Raw genomic sequence first — 19153 nt, forward strand, 5'->3', positions numbered from 1 at the left:
GAGGTCTGAATATGAGGACTTCAATGTACGCCCTGTCACTATTTTTCACCGGTGCGCTCTGGGCCGGTACCGCCTTGGCGGCGGATCTGACCGATGTGGATCAGATCGTCGACCAGGCCAACCATGCTGCCTACTATCAGGGCGAGGATGGGCGCAGTGAAGTGCGGATGGTGATCCGTGATGATCAGGGGCGCGAACAGCTGCGTCAGTTCACTATCCTGCGCAAGGATCTGGCCGATGGCGGCGATCAGAACTTTTATGTGGCGTTCAGTCGTCCAGCGGATGTCCGCAACACCGTGTTTATGGTTGCCAAACATGTGGATCGGGATGACGACCGCTGGCTCTACCTGCCGGGGCTTGACCTGGTCAAGCGGATCTCCGCCGGCGATAAGCGCACCAGCTTCGTCGGCTCCCATTTCTTCTACGAAGATGTGTCCGGGCGCAACCCGGCGGAGGACCGCTTCGAGCTGATGGAGACAACCGCCGAGCAGTATCACCTGAAGGCGACACCGAAAGATCCGCAGAGTGTGGAGTTCAGCCAGTACCAGCTCTGGATCGATAAAGCCACTATGCTGCCTGTGCGTATCGACTACTTCGATTCCGGCGCCGAGCCCTACCGTCGGGTGGAAGCGCTGGAGATACAGGATATCCAGGGTTTCCCCACCGTGGTCACCAGTCGGGTGTCGGACCTGCGCGGCGGGGGCGCTACGACGATGGAGTTCGGCTTTATGAAGTACGATATCGGGCTGCCGGATGAGGTGTTCAGCGAACGCTCGCTACGCACCTTGCCGCGAGACTGGCTGCGGAGGCCGCAATGAGACGTACGTTAGCGGCGTTGCTGGCGCTGGGACTCAGCTGGGGCGCTCAGGCAGCATCAGAGAGCGGATCGACAGAGCAAGGTGATGCCTGGGGCTCAGACGCCTGGGGTGATGATAGCTGGTCGCAGGAGGAGAGCGGGCCGGCGCTGCATGGCTTTTATGAAGCGGCGGTCGGCGGTCGGTTGCAGGATGATCCGGCGCTGGCGGACGATAAAACCCTGGCAGAGCTGCGCAGCCATCTCGAGTGGGAGCGCAGCGTTGGCTCCACGCACTACAGCCTGAAAGGCGATCTCTATGCCGATGGGGTTGAGGATGGACTGCAACTCGATCTGCGCGAAGCGACGGTGCAACTGACGCCCCTTGAGTGGCTCGATATCCAGGCCGGTCAGCAGGTGTCGACCTGGGGCACGGGGGATATGCTGTTTCTCAACGATCTCTTTCCCAAAGATTGGAAATCCTTCTTCTCCGGGCGCGACGAAACCTATCTCAAGGCACCGGCGGCCAGTATCAAGGGCAGCCTGTTCGCGGACAGCTTCAGCCTCGATCTGATCTGGACACCGCTGTTCGAGCCCGATCGTTATATCGACGGTGAGCGTTTCAGCTACTTCTCTCCCCTGAGCGGGCAGCAGATGGCGGCGCCTGATGGCGTCATCCATGCGGACGAGCCTGATCGCTTTCCGGAAGATGGCGAGCTGGCGGCGCGGCTGTATGGGCGTCAGGGAGGTCTGGAGTGGGCGTTCTACGGTTACCGCGGATTCTGGAAACAACCGAACGGACTGAACGGCGCTGCTGAGCCGATTTTTCCGCGGCTGGACGTGTTTGGTGCCAGCCTGCGCGCGCCGTTGGCCGGCGGTATCGCCAATAGCGAGATCGCTTGGTACGAGGGGCAGGATGAGCGCGGCGACGATCCCTTGATTGCCAACGATCAACTGCGCTGGTTGGCCGGTTACGAGCACGAGCTGGTGCCCCGCTTGACCGGGTCGATGCAGTACTACCTCGAGTGGATCCAGGATTACGATAAGTTGAAGGCCAGTTCACCGGCCCAGTATCGACCGGACGAGGTTCGTCAGGTGGTTACCCTGCGCCTTACCTGGAAGCTGATGCGCGATAATCTGACGCTGTCCTGGTTCAACTACTGGTCGCCGACCGACGAAGATTACTATCTGCGTCCGTCGGTCAGCTACCGACTGGACGACAACTGGACGCTGAGCGCCGGAGCGAACCTGTTCGGTGGCGAACAGGAACACACCTTTTTTGGCCAGTTCGAGGAGGGGAGCAATCTCTGGGCGAGGGTCCGCTACGGATTCTGAGTTCAGGCGACCGCGCGGCGACGCTGACGTCGCGGGTCGGGGCCGTCGGTCATGACGCGGTTGCGGCCCGCGCCCTTGGCTTTGTACAGCGCCTTGTCCGCGCGCTTGATCACCATCTCCGGCCGCTCATCGGCTTCGCGCCAGGCGATGCCGATACTGATGGTCACGCTGACCTGCTCGGTATCCCGCGCACTGTTTTCGCGCGCCTGTTTCCCCTGGCGGTTGCTGCGTGGACGTTGTGGCGCACGCACGCGCATCGGATACTGCTCAACGCGCTGGCGAACCTCATCCAATGCCTCGACGACCTCCTCTTCACGGCGGCCGCTGAACACGATGGTGAACTCTTCGCCGCCGTAGCGAAACAGGGTGCCACCAGCCTGCACTTTACGTAGCTGAGTTGCCACCATGCGCAACACCTGGTCACCCACATCGTGGCCGTAGGTATCGTTAAATTTCTTGAAATGGTCGATATCGAGCATGGCGATGCCGTAGTGTCGGCCAAGTCCAGCCAGCTTGTGTTCCAGTGCGCGACGCGCGGGTACCCCGGTCAGGGTGTCGACAAAGGCCATGGCATAGATATGGCTGATCACGGCGATGATCAGCAGCGTCGGCGCAAGTATCAATAGCTGTGTGCTGAGGTGGCTTTGCTTCAGGGTACTGATGGCCAGCATCTGCGCCAGAAGCGAACCGAACAGGGCGATCTCGTCGGCGGTACGTCGGGTGATCGTCAGCAGTAGACTTAACGCCAGTACCGGCGCACCGATCCAGACACTGCCACGATTAAGCAGGGAGTCTTCGCCCAGGGTTTCCAGCAGCGAGGGGTGCAGGTCGGGGAGCCAGCTGCCCAGTTGGCCCGGTACCAGCCACATGCCCAGCAGAACCGCAGAGGGGGCCAGGGTCAGAATCAGTTTAACGACGCCTCTGCGGCACAGCGGAGAGGTATCCCGCTGTATCAGCAACCAGCCGTGCACCAGTGGGATAACGAGGCTGGTCAGCGTGAACAGTACATAGGCATCGGGCTGATCTACGCCTTTCGACCTGGCAGTCTGTATCAGATAGGCCGTGAGTCCGAGGTGAGCGGCGGCCAGTGCGATACGGCCGCGCTTGAACCCGGCTGCAAGCAGGAAGGCAAGCAGCGCGAGCAGTATCGGCAAGCTACTGACCAACTGCTGCAGAGCCGGATCGAGCGAGCGCAAAGAGGGGGCAACCGCCCAAGGCAGTATCAGCAGAAGCAGCGGCAGGTAGAGACGAAAGAGTCTAAACAACGGCGGAACGTTCCCTGAAAATCCTGCCGGAATACTACCACGAAGGTGAGCGGCCCGCATGCGGACCGCCGATAAATTTCCAGGATGGCGATTCAGTGTGCCGGTTGTTTAAAACCGAGCAGGCGCGACAGCATGATCGCCGGACACCACCCGGTGAACGCAGACTGCACCAGGCTCAGCCCGAGAACGCCGGTAACCAGTAACAGCTCGACCGGCAGATTGAAGATAAAGACCAGTGCCAGTGTCAGCAGTACCAGTGAGCCGGCGATCATGTGAACGCCCTGATGGACGCTCATGCCGTGCCGGCAGCGCTCCTCTTTCAGGCCCAGGGCTCGGAAAATACTCATGGCAGGACACCAGTTGGTGAAAGCGGATTGCAGCAGGTTCAAGCCGACAAAGGCGGTCAGATAGTAACCCCAGGGGTGAACGCCATAGCCGATCGCCAGGCTGATCAGAATGACAGAGCCGGCCATTAGGCGCAGGGCAGCGTGGAGATTCATACCTTAGTATCCTATATAAATTAGATTGTTCTAATATAGCAGCAAGTTTTGCGCTGTGCCAAGGTTTAGATTGGGTCTGGAGTGCCATTAGGCACTATGCTACGAAAAGGGATCGGTCTTTCAGGGGAGTGCGAGCATGTTCCACAAGCTACTGGTCAATATCGACGATGATACCGAGCATCTACCGATGGTGGAGAAGGCCGCCCGGCTTGCCGCCTGTGAAGGGGATCTGGAGCTGTTCTGCGTTGCGTTTCAACCGCTGATTCGCTCGGCGGGGGTATTCAGCGAAGAGGCGGAGCGGCGCTCGCGGCATGCCTATATGACGCAGTGCGAAGGGCGTCTGGATTACCTTGCCGATCGCATCCGCCTGGATCCGTCGCGGGTGGGGACCGATGTGTGCTGGGATGAGAACCGGGCCGAGGCGGTGTTGCGCAAATGTGAGCGCTACAGTGCCGACCTGCTGGTCTACCCGGTATCGACACAGCCGGTACTGCTCCATCATCTGCTGGCACCCGAGGACTGGAGGGTGCTGCGCAAGTGCCCGGTGCCACTGCTGCTCAGCCGAGACCGCAATTGGCCCGAACATCCGCGAATAGCGGTGGCGCTGGACCCTTTTCATCCGCTTGATGAGCCTGCCGCTCTGGATGGGAAGCTGTTCGGAATCGCCCACCGTCTGGTGCGTGAACTCGAAGGCGAGCTGCACGTGCTGCATGCGTTCAATGCCTTACCTCAGTCAGCTGTGTTCGATGAGCATCGGATCACCGATTTTGCAGGGCTGCAGGCGAATGTTGCCAAGGAGCATCGCGAGCGGCTTGAAGCACTGCTTGCTCCCTGGCAGAAAGAAGCCGGGGCTGCCCTGCTTCATCTGCTTGAGGGTGAGTTGCACCAGCGGGTGCCGCGCATATGCGAGGAGCAGCGTATCGACCTGCTGATCATGGGTAATGTGCGCCGCGGACTGCTCGAACGGCTGTTGGTGGGCAGCAGCGCCGAACGGGTTCTTGACCGTATTCACTGCGACCTGATGGTGGTCAAGCCGGATTGAATCAGGCCCCTGAACTCATCAGATGTCGAAACAGGCCCAGATCGGCGCGTGATCGGAGGGCTTCTCCATGCCACGAATCTCATAGTCGATCCCGGCTTCGGTGCAACGGTCGAGCAGCGTCTTGGTTGCCATGATCGCATCGATGCGCAGACCGCGTTTCGGGTCGTCTTCGAAGCCACGGCTGCGGTAGTCGAACCAGCTGAAGCGGTCATTGCACTCGGGATGGCAGTGGCGGAAGGTATCGTGTAACCCCCAGTCGTAGAGACGTTGCAGCCATTCGCGCTCCTCTGGCTGAAAGCTGGTTTTACCCGTTTTCAGCCAGCGCAGGCGGTTGGCTTCACCGATGCCGATGTCGAGATCGGTCGGGGAGATATTCAAGTCACCCATGACGACCAAGGGCTGCGATGCCGAGCACTGGTTTTGCAGGTGTTCGAGCAGGTCGGCATAGAATTTTCGTTTGGCCGGAAACTTGATCTCGTGGGCGATATTCTCGCCCTGGGGAAAATAGCCGTTGATAACACTGAAGCGCTGGCCGGTGTCGCTTTCGTACTCGCCGATGATCAGCCGGCGTTGTGCCAGCTCATCGTCACCGCTAAACCCTTTCTGAATCGACAGCGGCGGGCGACGCGATAACAGACATACGCCGTAGTGCGTTTTCTGACCGTAGTACTCGGCGTGATAGCCAAGAGCCTGCATCGCTTCAATCGGGAACTGATCGTCCGCGACCTTGCTCTCCTGTATACCGATGACGTCCGGCGCATGACGTTCGACTAGGGCTTCGAGTTGGTGTTGGCGGGCGCGGATACCGTTGGTATTGAAGGACACGACTTTGATCACAAGCTGAAACTCCCTGAAACAGTGCGGACAGTCGCCGGATACTAGCAAAAATGGGACAGGCCATGCGCGGGGATATGATAAATTTTCTCTATATGGGGCTTTTACCCGTTCAATTGGCATGATCGAGGCTGAAGGCGGTATGGTCTACAGCAGTAAAATGGATATGAATCGTTATTGGGAGCACGTGCGTGGCAGAGTTTGATTATGAGTTGTTTGTTATCGGCGCCGGTTCCGGCGGTGTACGTGCCGGCCGGATGGCCGCGGCCAAAGGTGTCAGGGTCGCAATTGCCGAAGACCTTTACTTGGGTGGCACCTGTGTCAATGTAGGTTGCGTACCGAAAAAACTGTATGTCTATGCATCCCACTACGCGGAATCTTTCCATGAGGCCCGCGGCTTCGGTCTGCTGGCGGAAGACGTCAGCTTTGACTGGTCAGTACTTAGAGACCACAAAAAGTCGGAGATCGCGCGGCTCAACGGTATCTACGGCAATCTGTTGCGCAACTCCGGTTGTGACATCATCGATGGGCGTGCCCGTATTAGCGGTGCTCACAGCGTCGAAGTGGCGGGCAAAACCTACACCACCGAGCGGATATTGGTGGCGACCGGCGGCTGGCCGTTCATCCCCGAGTTTCCGGGTAGTGAGTACGCGATCAGCTCCAACGAGGTATTCGATCTTGAGCAGTTTCCAAAGCGGGTGATCGTGGTCGGTGGCGGCTATATCGCGGTTGAGTTTGCCGGTATTTTTGCTGGACTTGGCGCGCATACAGAGCTGCTTTATCGCGGCGACATGATTCTGCGTGGTTTCGATAACGAGGTGCGCGAGTTCACGGCGCAGGAGATCGCGAAGAAGGGCGTCAAGCTCAACCTTAACGCCGATATCGTCAAGATCGAGAAACTGGGTGATGGGGCCTTGGCGGCGGAACTGGCCGATGGTCGGGTGCTGGAGGCGGATCAGATCCTCTACGCCACCGGACGTACACCGAAGACGCAGGGGCTGGGGCTGGAGCAGATCGGCGTCGAACTGAGCAAGTCGGGTGCCGTGGTCGTCAACGACAACTTCCAGAGCAGTGTGCCCTCGGTCTATGCCATCGGCGATGTGATCGACCGGGTACAGCTGACCCCCGTGGCCTTGGCTGAGGGGATGGCACTGGTGCGTCATCTGTACGCGGATGGCGATGCGCGGGTGGATTATGAGTTGATCCCGACGGCAGTGTTCTGCCAGCCCAATATCGGTACCGTCGGACTCAGCGAAGAGCAGGCGGCGGAGCGCTACGCCAAGGTCGATGTCTATCGATCCGAGTTTCGGGCACTGAAACACACCATCAGCGGCAGCGACGAGCGCACCCTGATGAAGATGATCGTCGACAGCGAAACCGACCGGGTTCTCGGTGTGCACATGGTGGGCGCCGAAGCCGGCGAGATCATCCAGGGTATCGCGGTGGCGTTGAAGGCCGGTGCGACCAAGGCGGTGTTCGACAGCACCATCGGCATACACCCGACGGCCGCCGAGGAGTTCGTCACCATGCGCGAACCGGCTCGACGCCTGGGGCGCTAAACGCCTTGCCATCGTTTTAACACGCAACGCGGTGCCCAGAGGCACCGCGTTTTTTATTGGCCGTCGGGATTCCTGCAGACGCGGTTGCGGCCCTGTTGCTTGGCCTGATATAGCGCCTGATCGGCGCGTTCGATCAGTGTCGGCAGATTGTCTTCAGCACGCAGGCAGGTGATGCCGAAGGACGCCGTGATCGAGCTGATCACTGAACCAGAGCTTTTCTGGCGGATACGGATAGCTTCAACCCGCTTGCGCAGCCGCTCAGCCACCTCTGCTGCGCTCTCATCGTCAAGGCCCGGACCGATTACAGCGAACTCCTCGCCGCCAAACCGCACCGGAATCAGTGGCTCACAGCACTCATCCTTCAGTATCCGGCCGACATACTGCAGCACCTTGTCGCCCATCAGGTGGCCGTAGGTATCGTTGAAACGTTTGAAGTGATCCACATCGAGCAGGATAAGGCTCAGCTTCTGCAGGGAACCGAGCTGTATCAGCTGCTCGAGCTCGGTGTCGAATACACGACGGTTGAACAGACCGGTCAGCACATCCACGCTGGCGTCCTGCCGTGTCTGTTGCAGCTCCTGCTTCAATGCGGCGATCTCCGATTGAGCGGCGTCTATCTGTTGTTGAAACAGCCGGGTAGCGTCGTTGATCGCTTCGGTCCGCAGGGAGAGCGTACGGATGATCGATTCCAGCGGCAGCGGATCACTTTCTGTCGCGTGGCAGTCGGTCAGAGCGTCGAGGCTTTCACGCAATACGGCGGAGTAGCTGTCGGTTTGCTCCCAGGCGGCCGATGCCTGTTCGTGAAGGGTGTTGACGAGATTGACCAGTCCGTTGTGGATCTCCTCGGTGTCCTTCGAATCGTCATGCACCAGATGCTTGCGGAAGAGTTGCTCGCTGAGCAGGTTGGGGCAGGTGCCGTAGGTTTGCAGTGTGGAGTCCAGCGCGGTATTCAGCTCCGGCAACTGGTTGGAAACATAGGCGTACCACAGCGCGTAGTTCAGCGGATTGGGCGGGATACGGTTTCGCACCATCAAGGGAACCGCCTGGCGGAGATAGTCGGCGGCTTGACTGGGGGTCTCTTTGTACTTCATTAGAGAACTTCCTGTAACGAACATTCATCCCGCTTGGGACTGATAAACGGCGCTATGCGGCGGGTAACCACAGGTGAAGTCGGCGAAACCAGAACTGGTTATCGAGCTGTTCCGCCAGGCGCGATTCGAAGTCGGTTGGCGAAAGCCCGTTCCGTTGCAGTAGATTACGCAGCTCGCTGGACGCCTTGATGTCAATATCGATGTATTCCGGATGGTAGTACAGGGTCAACTCATATTCGGGACACTCACCCAGCTCGCGACTGATCACGGCATCGACATGTTGAGTGATCTCGGCACGAGGCGGCATGGTCAGACTGTTTTCATCCGGATAGACCTGATCATCATACGTATCGATGTGAAAAATCACATGTCCTATATCATCGAAACGGTCCTTGAGCCTCAGTACTGCAACATCGCCGATATAGTGCGCCTCGGCCGCGCTAAGATGGGGCGCAACCTGCAGATGCATCTCCAGCATGCTCTGGCTGCCCATGGCGCGGCTTTTGAAACTGTGCACGCTGTCGATGCCATTGACGGACATGATCGTTTCCCGCAGCTCCTTGACCTTGCTCTCCGGTAGCGCTGTATCCACCAACTCTTCAACACTGCGTGCGACCAGGTCCCAACCGATCTTGCCCACCAGCAGTGCCACCAGGATTGCCGCCAGGCCATCAAGCCACCAAACGCCCAGCATCGCGCCGGCCACCGCGATGAGTACCACGACCGATGACAGCGCATCGCTGCGGCTGTGCCAGGCATTGGCGATAATCAGGTCGGATTTGAGCGCTTTGCCGATACGCAGGGTGTATTGGAAGATCCACTCCTTTCCGAGAATGGAGGCGGCGGCGGCAACCAGAGCCGGCCACGTAGGCAGAGGCGGTCGGGTCTCGGCGAACAGGCGCAGGATGCTCTCATAGGACATCAGCCCGCCGACCGCGATCAGGATAAGGCCGAGCACGACCGTGCCGACGGTTTCAAAGCGGGCATGTCCCCACGGATGGTTACGGTCAGGGGCCTGATGGGAAAGGCGCAGTACCGCGATAACCATAAAGTCGGTGAGCAGGTCGGAGAGGGAGTGAAGTCCGTCGGCAACCAGCGCAGCAGAGTTGGCAAAGATTCCGATGATGATTTTCAGCGTGCCCAGTACGGCATCGATCACCGATCCTATCAACGTGACCCGCTCGGCTGCTTTACGGCGTTGGTCTAACTGTTCCTGCATATGTGATCGCCCATATCAACTTTCCATACTGCGCCGAATTTTACAGTGCCAATAGGGAAAGATGCCAGAAACGCCGCCGATCTATGGGATGTAAAGCGAATGAAACAGGGGCAGGCATTGGAAAACGTTCCGCATGCACCATGGATGTCGCAAAGGTTACAAAACAGTGTTGCCTTAATCCAATGCGATATAACCGGGATTCTATTCATGCAGAGCTCTTGGTGCATGGGTAACTTATTGATTAAAAATAGCAAAAAACAAGTGGTTAAAAAATGATCAATCCGAGTAAGGTGACGTAACGATGGGAGCTTGGGAGGTGTTTTGTGGCAGTTTGCACAGTCTTATCCACAAGAGATGTGGGTAGTGGCTGTAAGCCCCCGTGATTGCTGATGTGTATCTTTTGTGAACAGTTTTCAGAGACACGGGAGAGGTGAGGACCAAGTCTCGGACTAGTAGAGGAGTGAAACTGGCTGTAGACTCGTCCGGATAACTAGAACGGACATCGCAGCGAATGGAAGCCTCCTCTCTCAGTCAGCTGGTGTTACCGGCGGCGCTTTTCATGATGATGCTTGGTATCGGCATAACCCTGCAGGGGGCTGATTTCAAGCGAGTGTTCACTGCCCCTCGCGGGCTGTTACTCGGCGCTATCGGACAGCTGGCGCTGTTGCCGCTGCTGGGTGTTTTGGTTTGCGGGTTGTTCGCATTACCGCCTCTGGTGGCGGCGGGCCTGATGATCGTCACTTTCGCGCCAGGTGGCGTAACCTCAAACATGATCACCCTGATATCACGCGGGGATATGGCGTTATCGGTAAGCCTTACCGCGTTGAGCAGTCTGGTCGCCCCCTTTACTCTGCCCCTGTTGACCGCCCTGGTGCTGGCGAAACTGGATCCGGGCACTCAGCTCAACGGATTTCCCTTGCTGCCATCCATTGTAAAGTTGGCGACTGTCACCCTGCTGCCGGTGTTGCTGGGGCTGGCGCTGCGTACGCGTTTTCCTCTGGTGTGTCAGCGTTTGCAGCCTGTGGTCAAGGTGTTGGCGGTGCTGGGGTTCGTCCTGATCGTGGTTGGTATCGTGCGCGCGAACTGGGAGAGGTTGCCGGCCCTACTGGCGCTTTATGCCCCCGCCGTGATGGTTCTTGCGGTGATCGCCATGGCGCTGGGTGCGCTGTTGGCGCGTATGGGAGGACTGGGGCCGGCGGGGCAGCGCACGCTGGCGATCGAAGTTGGCATTCAGAACGCCGGCACGGCATTAATGGTCAGCAGCTCGCTGCTGGGCAGCGTCGAAATGTCCGCTATCGTGCTGATATACGGCGTCCTGATGCAGGTTCCGGCCGCCTTGCTGATGATCTTCAGTAATCTTCCCGTTCGCCCCGGAGTAGTGCAGGCAGATTAGTCGATGCCGACTATTTTGTGGGTCTGCAGGCTCAGTCGCCACTGTTGATGCGCCATGCAGTACTCGATGCAGCGTTGCGTATTACTGCTCTGCAGAGGGCCGTCCATCGGTTGCAGGAAAAAGTGATCGAACGCCAGCGCCTCAAAGCGCGTCGGTAGCGCCAGTGGCTGTGGATAGACCAGTTTAAGTTCGTTGCCCCGAGTAATGACCAGATCCGTTGCTGCCTTGGGGCTGACACATATCCAGTCGATTCCCGCTGGCAGAGGGCGCGTACCGTTGGTTTCTATGGCTATCTCGAAGCCTCGCGCGTGCAGGGCGTCGACCAACGCTGCGTCGACCTGCAGGGCAGGCTCGCCGCCGGTGCAGACCACGTAGGGGATGCCGCTATGGGTTTGTGGCCAGAGTGCGGCGATCTGATCGGCCAGTTGCTCGGCATCTCGATATTTCGCGCCGTGTCGGCCACCGGTACCAACGAACTCGGTATCGCAAAAGTCGCAGATGGCACCGGTTCGATCCTGCTCGCGCCCAGACCAGAGGTTGCAGCCGCTGAAGCGGCAGAATACCGCTGCACGGCCGCATTGAGCGCCTTCCCCTTGCAGGGTATAGAAGATCTCATAGACGGTGTACATGGCGTCTCAGGGCTCCTGCTCGCCATCGAAGGCGGCGAGAATCTGCGGGATCAGCCGGGTAAACTCCAACCCCAGTTGCGTCACATCGGCATCAAGGGCCGCCAGCTCCTCCTCTGGAGCCTGCTCCTCCAACTGATCCCGATATTCGTCGGTTCGTTTAAGGCGGTGCAGGGTCAGGTCATCGTGCAGCACCAGGCGTATCTGCTGCTCCCAACACAGGGCCAGACGGCTTACTCTCATGCCGCCTTCGATGTGCGCCCGAATCTCGTCACTGGTCAGTACCTGACCCTTGACCCGAATAACACCGCTTTCGTCGCCCAGGGTATCCTTGAGCTCGCATTCCTGCTCCAGCTCAAACCCCTGGGGTAGGGCAGGCTCGCCCATGACCCAGCCTGACAGGCGGTCGCTGGGGGCATGGTTCACTTCCGGCAGACGAACACGTAGCGAACCAAGTGCATCCCTGAGTTCGGACAGCAGCTGCTCGGCGCGGTTCAGCGATGAGGCATCCACCAGTATCCAGCCCTGCTCCGGTGAGATCAGCGCGTGTGTAGGGCGGCGCCGGGTAAAGGCGCGGGGCAGCAGCTCGAATGTGACCTCGTCTTTCAGTTGGGCGCGCTCTGTCCTGTAGACCTTGCGATCCTCCTCCTGCTCGATCTTTTCCACCTTTTCGTTGAGCGCGTCACGTATAACGCTGCTTGGCAGTATGCGCTCCTCCTGCTGCAGACAGATCAGCAGGTAACCGTTGCTGACGAATACCGGCGTCTCGGTTAAGCCATAGGTGGGAGAGGTCCAGCCTGAGCGCTTCTGCTCATGTCGGTTGCATGGGGTGAACGGCTTGCTCTCCAGCGCCTGTTCGAGTCTCTGCGCATTGAACTCGGCATCGGGCGAGAAACGGTACCAGACAGCATTTTTAAACCAGAGCATCGAGCCTCCTGATCGGTACCCTGATGACAGGGTAAGAGAGTAGAGGCGCGCATTATTGTGGGCGAGGGGCCGGGATGCAAGTTTTCCGGCCCGCTATCCGTTTGTCGTTATACGCCTTCGTAGGCGATCAGGGTGTGGACCGGTACCCCGGTTTCCTGGATGCGTGACGACCCCTGAAGGTCCGGCAGATCGATCAGTGCGGCCGCCTCGATCACCTCGGCGCCGAGTTTCTTGATCAAGGTACAGGCGGCGAGGATGGTGCCACCGGTGGCAATCAGGTCGTCGAAGATCAGTACCCGATCACCGGGGCCGACGGAATCGGTTTGCATCTCGACGGCAGCCGTGCCGTATTCGAGCTCATACTCCTGATGAATGGTGTCGCCGGGCAGTTTGCCCTTCTTGCGCACCAGCACCAGTGGCAGATTGAGCTGGTGTGCCAGAATCGAGCCGAACAGGAAGCCGCGAGCATCGATGCAGGCGATGTGGGAGATATCGATATCCAGATAGCGTTGGATAAACGCATCGGCCACCATGCGCACGGCGCGAGGGTCCTTGAAGATCGGCGTCACGTCCCGGAAGATCACGCCGGGCTCCGGCCAGTCCGGCAGAGAGCGGATGATTGATTTGACGTAAAACTCGTCATAGGACATCGGGGGTAGGCTCCTCGGCTCTATGTCTTATAGGTTTGGAATTGAATCCTGTGTATTGCTACTGAATTTTGCGGCGGCATGCTCGTTGAGTTGATCTAACTCAATGTGTCATGGGCGCGATAGATGTCTAATAGCAAGCGTTGGGTTACACATTGAGATGGCTACTTCATTGTGCAACTGTACTGGCGCCTATCCTTTCCGGTTAAGCGCCTTTTTTATTGTCTTCGGTTCGGGTCGGTTAAACCTGCTGCGAGCTGCTGCCTTCGGCATTCTCGAACGGGTTGCACTCACCCGCCAGGTCATACAGTTCCGGCAGGCTGACCAGCTCGATCTCCTTGCCGTCAACCCGGATCAGTGACATCGCCTGAAAACGAGTGAAAATACGGCTGACCGTTTCCACGGCAAGTCCCAGATAGTTGCCGATCTCGTTGCGGGACATCGACAGGCGGAACTGGCTGGCGGAGTAACCGCGAGCCCGGAAGCGGGACGATAGCTTGATCAGGAAGGTGGCGACGCGCTGTTCCGCGTTCTTCTTCGACAGCAGCATCATCATCTGCTGATCGTCACGCAACTCCTTGCCCATGGTGCGCAGCATCTGCCGCCGAAGCTCCGGCATCTGGCCGGCAAGGTCATCCAGTCGCTCGAACGGGATTTCGCACACGGTAGTGGTTTCCAGCACCTTGGCGGATACCGGATAGGTAACCCCGTCGACGCCGCTCATGCCGACCAGCTCCCCGGGAAAATAGAACCCGGTGATCTGCTCTTCACCTTCATTGGTCAGTGTGTAGCTCTTGATCGTGCCGGCACGCACCGCGTAAACCGATGAAAAAGCTTCGCCCTGATGAAACAGGTGCTCGCCTTTTTTCAGCGGGCGACTCTTCTCGATGATGTCATCGAGCCGCTCCATCTCCGTCATGTTCAGTGATACCGGCAGGCAGAGCGAACTTAGGCTGCAGGTGTTGCAATGCACCTGCTGTAAGCTTCGCAGCTTGCCCTCACATTTATGGTCACCCATGGGATTGTCCCTTTTTTGCGTTGGGTTAAATCAGGCTACGCGTTGCATTATGTAACATTTGCCGGTGGCGTTGAAGTGCGCCCCTAAATGATGCGTGAGTAGCGGGCCGTGGCCTGTTCGCGCGGTATGTAGGCGTCGAAGGCCATGCAGATACGCCTGATAAGCAGGCGTCCCGCGGGGGTGACACGTATGGTTCCTGTGCCGAGCTCCACCAGTCCATCTGCGGTAAATTGCTTCAGATCTTCGAGTTCAGCCTGGAAATATTGACTAAAGTCGATGCCATACTGTTGTTCGATCCGCTTTTGCTCGAGTTCGAAATGGCAGATCAGCGAAGTGATGACGCTACGTCGAATATGGTCATCCCGGGTCAGTGTGACGCCGCGGCGAATAGCGTGTTGATGATCCTCGACCGCCTGGGTGTAGGCACTGATCTCATGCTCGTTCTGATAATACACATCGCCGATCTGGCTGATCGCGGAGACGCCCATCGCCACCAGGTCGCAGTCGGAGTGCGTGGTGTAGCCCTGGAAGTTGCGATGCAGTTGCCCGTTGGCTTGGGCCAGGGCCAGTTCGTCGTCCGGTTTGGCGAAGTGATCCATGCCGATGTACACATAGCCGGCGTCCAACAGACGCTCGATGGTGCTCTGCAGGATCGCCAGTTTGGTTTCGGGGGAGGGCAGGTCCTCAGCCCTGATATGGCGCTGAGGGCGGAAACGATCCGGCAGGTGAGCGTAGTTGAATACCGAAAGCCGATCCGGTGACATCTCGATAATCGTATCCAGCGTGGCGTTGAAGCCCTCAAGTGTCTGGTGCGGCAGGCCATAGATCAGGTCCATGTTGATCGATTTGAACCCCAGCTTGCGTGACGTATCCAGCACTCTTCGAGTTTGTTCGACGGGCTGGATCCGGTTGACCGCTTCCTGCACCTTGGGATCAATATCCTGCACGCCCAGGCTTACGCGGTTAAAACCGATCTCGCGCAGCACCGCAAGCGATTGGTCCTGCGCCTCACGGGGATCGACCTCGATGGAGTAATCGCCCTGATCATCATCGCGCAGGTTGAAGTTGCGCCTCAGTGCGCTCATCAGCTCTCGCATCTGCTCATCGGAGATAAACGTGGGGGTGCCACCGCCCCAATGCAGCTGGTTAACCTGTCGGTTGTCGCTGTAGAGCTGTGACAGCTTCTCCATCTCCCGATACAGGGTATCAAGATAGGGCTGAGCCTTGTCCCGGCGACGGGTGATCACCTTGTTGCAGGCGCAGTAGTAGCAGACATGCTCGCAAAACGGAATATGCACATAGAGTGACAGCGGGCTCTGTTTGTCGGCACTCTGGCGCGCTTTTTCGATCAAGGCATCGGCGGATAGTTCCGGGTCGAACTGCAGCGCGGTGGGGTAGGAGGTATAGCGTGGGCCGGATAGATCGTAACGGCGGATCAGGTCGATGTCCCACTGAATGCGGTTGGGGCTGCTCACTTCTGCTATGTCCTCGTTCAATTCTTGCGCGGAGCGACAGTATACCAGCCCTCCCGACAGGGCGCTTGATCGATATCAAAGGCTGCCTGCCAACGCGCCTAACGGCAGGGTGTAGATACCGAAGAGTATAATCATAATGCCGGCACCGCGCCTGATACCCTGTCTTTGCATCAACAGGCGCATCTGCTGTGCGAGTAAACCGGTGGTCAGCATGGCGGGAAGGGTGCCGATGCCGAAGCCGACCATCAGCAGGGCGCTATCGAACCAGTGCCCAGCAGCTGAGCTCCAGAGCAGGGTGCTGTAGACCAGACCGCAAGGGAGCCAGCCCCAGAGCGCGCCGAGGGCAAGTGCGCGGGGAAGCGTGTCGGCGGGAAGGAATCGCGCCGCAAGGGGGCGCAGGTAGCGCCATAAAAAACCGCCCGCCCGCTCCAGGTGCGTAAGCAGTTGCCACCACTGCGCTACATAGCATCCCATGGCGATCAGCAGCAGTCCGGCCAGTGTGCGTAATACGATGGTGGCGCCAGCACTGCTGAGCTGGTGGCCGATCAGGCCGATCAGCGCACCTGCGATCGCGTAGCTTGAGATCCGCCCGATGTTATAGGTGAGGATCAGCCAAAACCCGCGGCTGGCCTTCGTCTGGTTCATGCTGACGCTGGCCGCGATGCCTCCGCACATGCCGACACAGTGTGTCGCGCCGAGCAACCCCAGTATCAGCGCAGTGGAGAACGCGAGAGAGTCAGGCATCGGTTGAGTCGTTATCGCTGTTGTGCTGTTCTTTCTTGTCGATTTTGGCGTCCTCGGGTATCAGGTCCTCGTCGTCGTCGTAGAGGATGCTGTGTGCCGGCGACTCCAGATCGTCGTACTGACCCGTGTTTACGCTCCAGAAAAACGCCCAAATGGCGATGCTGGCAAGGATGATCGCGATGGGGATCAATAGATAGACGATGCTCATAACGGGCTTTCCTAAGTTCTCTGCGTCAACTTTTCGCTTTTGGCCTGCGACTCAGGCGCAATGCGTTACCGACGACAACCAGGGAGCTGGCGGACATGCCGATCGCGGCCATGTAGGGCGCGATGAAACCGGTCGCGGCGAGTGGCAGTGCAAGCAGGTTGTACAGCACGGCCCATGTTAAATTCTGGCGTATGATCGACCGTGTCATGCGCGCCAGACGAACCGCCTCAACCAGGCGTGTCAGGTCATTGGCGATCATTACGGCATCGGCATTGGTTTTGGCCAGATCGGTGGCGCCAGCCATGGCGACCGAGACACGCGCACCGGCCAGGGCAGGAATGTCATTGATACCATCGCCTACCATGATCACTTCGGCACCTTCACTGGCAAGTCGGTTCAGTATCTGCAGTTTCTGTTCCGGCGATACGCCCTTGTATAGCTTATCGATATGCAGAGCGCTGGCAACCCGCTCCGCCGAGGCGGAACTATCGCCAGTGAGCATTACGCTATTCAAGCCCAGTTGGCGAAGCGTATCGATGGCGGAGCCGGCTTCCGGGCGAATCTGGTCATCCAGGCGGAACCAGCACAGTGCCGATTGCTCACTGCACAACAGTAGCCAGAGGCCGTCTTCGCTCGGCAGTGCCGGCATGGAATCAGGGATAAGCCCGGCGGCGAACTCTGGCTGGCCGATACGGTAGCGCATGCCGTTGTACACCCCTTCCAGGCCCTGGCCGAGGTGGTTCTTAACCTCCTGGGCTCTGTTTAGGGTAAAAGGTATGAAGGCGCGGGCGATCGGGTGCTCGGACTCCGCCTCCAAGGCAGCGGCGATATTGAGCAACGTCTGTTCTGGCGCCTCTGACAGGGGCTTGATCTCGTGGATCTGCAGGTTGCCTTCGGTAAGCGTGCCGGTCTTGTCGAATACGATGTGGGTCGCGGTCGCGAAACTTTCGAGGACGTGGCCGCGGCTGATCAATACACCCCGTGTACGCAGTGTGCCGGTTGCTGTCGTCAAAGCGGTCGGCGTCGCCAGCGAAAGCGCGCAGGGGCAGGTGACCACCAGTACCGACAGGGTGATCCAAAACGCATTGGCGGGGTCGATAAACCACCAGCTGGAGGCCACCACTGTCGCCGTAAGCAGCGTGGCGGCAACGAAATAGCGCGAAACCCTGTCAGCAATGCGTGCCACTGCGGGCTTCTCGGCCTGGGCGCGATCCAGCATGCGCACGATGGTGGAAAGCCGTGACTCGCCCCCGGTTTCTGTCACCTCGATCTCGATCGGGTGCTCGATGTTCTGGGTGCCGCCGACCACGGCATCGCCGATCCCTCTGGAGAGCGGGAGGTACTCTCCGGTCAGGGCCGATTCGTCGACCGACGTCTGGCCTTTGCGCACTATGCCATCCGCCGGGATGGTGTGTCCTGGTTTGACCAGAACGAGGTCACCCTGGCGCAGCTGCGTGGCAGACACCAGCTGTTCGTTGTTACCGACCAGCCTGATTGCGCTGTTGGGCAGCAGGTTGAGTAGGGCATTGCCAGCGCGTCCGGTGCGATGGCGTGCCTGCATCTCCATGAAGCGACCGACGAGCAGGAAAAAGGTGAACATGGTGACGGAGTCGAAATAGACTTCGCCGCTGCCTGTGATCGTTGCCCAAGCGCTGGCACAGTAGGCGGCGACGATCGCCAGCGAAACCGGAACATCCATGCTCAGTTGCCGGGTTCGCAGATCACGCAATGCCGCATCATAGAAGGGGCGGGCGGAATACAGCGCCACCGGGGTTGCCAGAACGAAAGAGGCCCAGCGGATAAAATCCACGATACGCCCCTCCATGGAGGCGCTGATATCACCGGCATAGAGTGCCGCGGCGAGCATCATCACCTGCATGGTGCCAACACCGGCAACGCCCAAGCGTCGGATGGCGCGCTTGCGCTCCTGTGCCAGCAGCTTCTCTTCGCTGTTGGGCTGGTAGGGGTGGGCCTGATAACCGATGCGGTCGATTTCGGCGAGCAGGGCGCTGAGCTTGGTGACATTCTCGTCCCAGTTCAGTCTGGCGCGGTGGGTGGTAAGGTTGACGCTGGCGTCGGTGACGCCGGGCTGCTTCTTCAGGTGATGCTCAAGCAGCCAGACACAGGCGGCGCAGGTGATCCCCTCCACCACCAATAGTGCCTCACGGGTGGAGTCGCCCGTGGCATGTACGAAGCTTTGCTGAACCTCGGGGTCATCGAACAGGCTTAGCTCAAGCGCGCGTTGGCCGGCGTTGTCGTTCCGCACGCGCTCGTTTTTCGCATTCTGGTTATCCCGGTGCCGGTAGAAGTTATCGAGGCCGCCATCGACAATCGTCTGCGCCACCGCCAGACAGCCGGGGCAGCACATCTGGCGCTCCTTGCCATCTATCCGGGTGACGAAATGGCTACCGGCCGGCACCACCAGGCCACAGTGATAACACAGTGCTTGCGAGTCTGTTTCGACACGGGAGTTCATT

18 protein-coding genes are annotated in these 19153 nt (G+C 58.9%); 5 read left to right on the forward strand and 13 right to left on the reverse strand.

The features are described 5' to 3' along the window. Positions 1–11 precede the first annotated feature (11 nt). Positions 12–818, forward strand: coding sequence for an outer membrane lipoprotein-sorting protein (locus KQ940_RS00220; RefSeq protein ID WP_217410653.1), 807 nt, complete (start codon positions 12–14; stop codon positions 816–818). Further along, complete coding sequence (locus tag KQ940_RS00225) at positions 815–2128, forward strand: hypothetical protein (RefSeq protein WP_217410655.1); 1314 nt, start codon at positions 815–817, stop codon at positions 2126–2128. The genes KQ940_RS00220 and KQ940_RS00225 overlap by 4 nt, the downstream gene beginning before the upstream one ends. Before the next feature lie 2 nt (positions 2129–2130). On the opposite strand, the gene KQ940_RS00230 is transcribed toward KQ940_RS00225, so the two are convergent. Beyond that, positions 2131–3393 (reverse strand): GGDEF domain-containing protein, encoded by a 1263-nt coding sequence (locus KQ940_RS00230; protein ID WP_217410657.1) that lies wholly within the window; start codon positions 3391–3393, stop codon positions 2131–2133. 92 nt (positions 3394–3485) lie between these two features. Continuing rightward, complete coding sequence (locus tag KQ940_RS00235) at positions 3486–3893, reverse strand: YgaP family membrane protein (RefSeq protein WP_217410659.1); 408 nt, start codon at positions 3891–3893, stop codon at positions 3486–3488. Positions 3894–4029: 136 nt separating this feature from the next. Here KQ940_RS00235 and KQ940_RS00240 point away from each other — a divergent pair, with 136 nt between their 5' ends. Then, positions 4030–4935: a universal stress protein gene (locus tag KQ940_RS00240; RefSeq protein WP_217410661.1), complete on the forward strand. Its 906-nt coding sequence runs from the start codon at positions 4030–4032 to the stop codon at positions 4933–4935. Between the two features lie 18 nt (positions 4936–4953). Here KQ940_RS00240 and xthA read toward each other — a convergent pair whose 3' ends face one another. Beyond that, entirely contained in the window at positions 4954–5769 is an 816-nt protein-coding gene (xthA, locus tag KQ940_RS00245) for an exodeoxyribonuclease III (RefSeq protein WP_217410913.1), read from the reverse strand. 191 nt (positions 5770–5960) lie between these two features. Here xthA and gor point away from each other — a divergent pair, with 191 nt between their 5' ends. Beyond that, positions 5961–7328: a glutathione-disulfide reductase gene (gene gor, locus KQ940_RS00250; RefSeq protein ID WP_217410663.1), complete on the forward strand. Its 1368-nt coding sequence runs from the start codon at positions 5961–5963 to the stop codon at positions 7326–7328. Positions 7329–7381: 53 nt separating this feature from the next. Here gor and KQ940_RS00255 read toward each other — a convergent pair whose 3' ends face one another. After that, on the reverse strand, positions 7382–8419 hold the full coding sequence (locus KQ940_RS00255) for a GGDEF domain-containing protein (RefSeq protein ID WP_217410664.1): 1038 nt from the start codon (positions 8417–8419) through the stop codon (positions 7382–7384). A gap of 52 nt (positions 8420–8471) precedes the next feature. Then, positions 8472–9638, reverse strand: coding sequence for a cation diffusion facilitator family transporter (locus tag KQ940_RS00260; RefSeq protein WP_217410665.1), 1167 nt, complete (start codon positions 9636–9638; stop codon positions 8472–8474). A 511-nt stretch (positions 9639–10149) separates the two neighbouring features. On the opposite strand from KQ940_RS00260, the gene KQ940_RS00265 reads away from it, so the two are divergent. Next, the gene (locus KQ940_RS00265) at positions 10150–11031 is read left to right on the forward strand and encodes a bile acid:sodium symporter family protein (protein WP_217410666.1); all 882 of its coding nucleotides are present in this window, start codon (positions 10150–10152) and stop codon (positions 11029–11031) included. On the opposite strand, the gene queE is transcribed toward KQ940_RS00265, so the two are convergent. From queE to KQ940_RS00305, 8 genes are all read right to left on the reverse strand, one after another. Beyond that, positions 11028–11660 carry a 7-carboxy-7-deazaguanine synthase gene (gene queE / locus KQ940_RS00270; RefSeq protein WP_217410667.1) on the reverse strand — a complete coding sequence of 211 codons (633 nt, stop codon included), beginning with the start codon at positions 11658–11660 and terminating at the stop codon, positions 11028–11030. The genes KQ940_RS00265 and queE overlap by 4 nt on opposite strands. Before the next feature lie 6 nt (positions 11661–11666). Next, complete coding sequence (locus tag KQ940_RS00275) at positions 11667–12584, reverse strand: recombination-associated protein RdgC (protein WP_217410668.1); 918 nt, start codon at positions 12582–12584, stop codon at positions 11667–11669. A 107-nt stretch (positions 12585–12691) separates the two neighbouring features. Continuing rightward, positions 12692–13234 (reverse strand): adenine phosphoribosyltransferase, encoded by a 543-nt coding sequence (locus tag KQ940_RS00280; RefSeq protein ID WP_217410669.1) that lies wholly within the window; start codon positions 13232–13234, stop codon positions 12692–12694. Positions 13235–13472: 238 nt separating this feature from the next. Beyond that, complete coding sequence (gene fnr / locus KQ940_RS00285) at positions 13473–14249, reverse strand: fumarate/nitrate reduction transcriptional regulator Fnr (protein ID WP_217410671.1); 777 nt, start codon at positions 14247–14249, stop codon at positions 13473–13475. An 83-nt stretch (positions 14250–14332) separates the two neighbouring features. Then, complete coding sequence (gene hemN / locus KQ940_RS00290) at positions 14333–15724, reverse strand: oxygen-independent coproporphyrinogen III oxidase (RefSeq protein WP_217410672.1); 1392 nt, start codon at positions 15722–15724, stop codon at positions 14333–14335. A 75-nt stretch (positions 15725–15799) separates the two neighbouring features. Beyond that, positions 15800–16468, reverse strand: a complete 669-nt coding sequence (locus tag KQ940_RS00295; protein WP_217410673.1) for a sulfite exporter TauE/SafE family protein — start codon at positions 16466–16468, stop codon at positions 15800–15802. After that, the gene (gene ccoS, locus KQ940_RS00300) at positions 16461–16676 is read right to left on the reverse strand and encodes a cbb3-type cytochrome oxidase assembly protein CcoS (protein WP_217410674.1); all 216 of its coding nucleotides are present in this window, start codon (positions 16674–16676) and stop codon (positions 16461–16463) included. The genes KQ940_RS00295 and ccoS overlap by 8 nt, the downstream gene beginning before the upstream one ends. Positions 16677–16701: 25 nt before the next feature. Beyond that, entirely contained in the window at positions 16702–19152 is a 2451-nt protein-coding gene (locus KQ940_RS00305; protein ID WP_217410675.1) for a heavy metal translocating P-type ATPase, read from the reverse strand. Position 19153 lies beyond the last annotated feature (1 nt).

The organism is Marinobacterium ramblicola, from assembly GCF_019084545.1.
Classification (GTDB): domain Bacteria; phylum Pseudomonadota; class Gammaproteobacteria; order Pseudomonadales; family Balneatricaceae; genus Marinobacterium_D; species Marinobacterium_D ramblicola.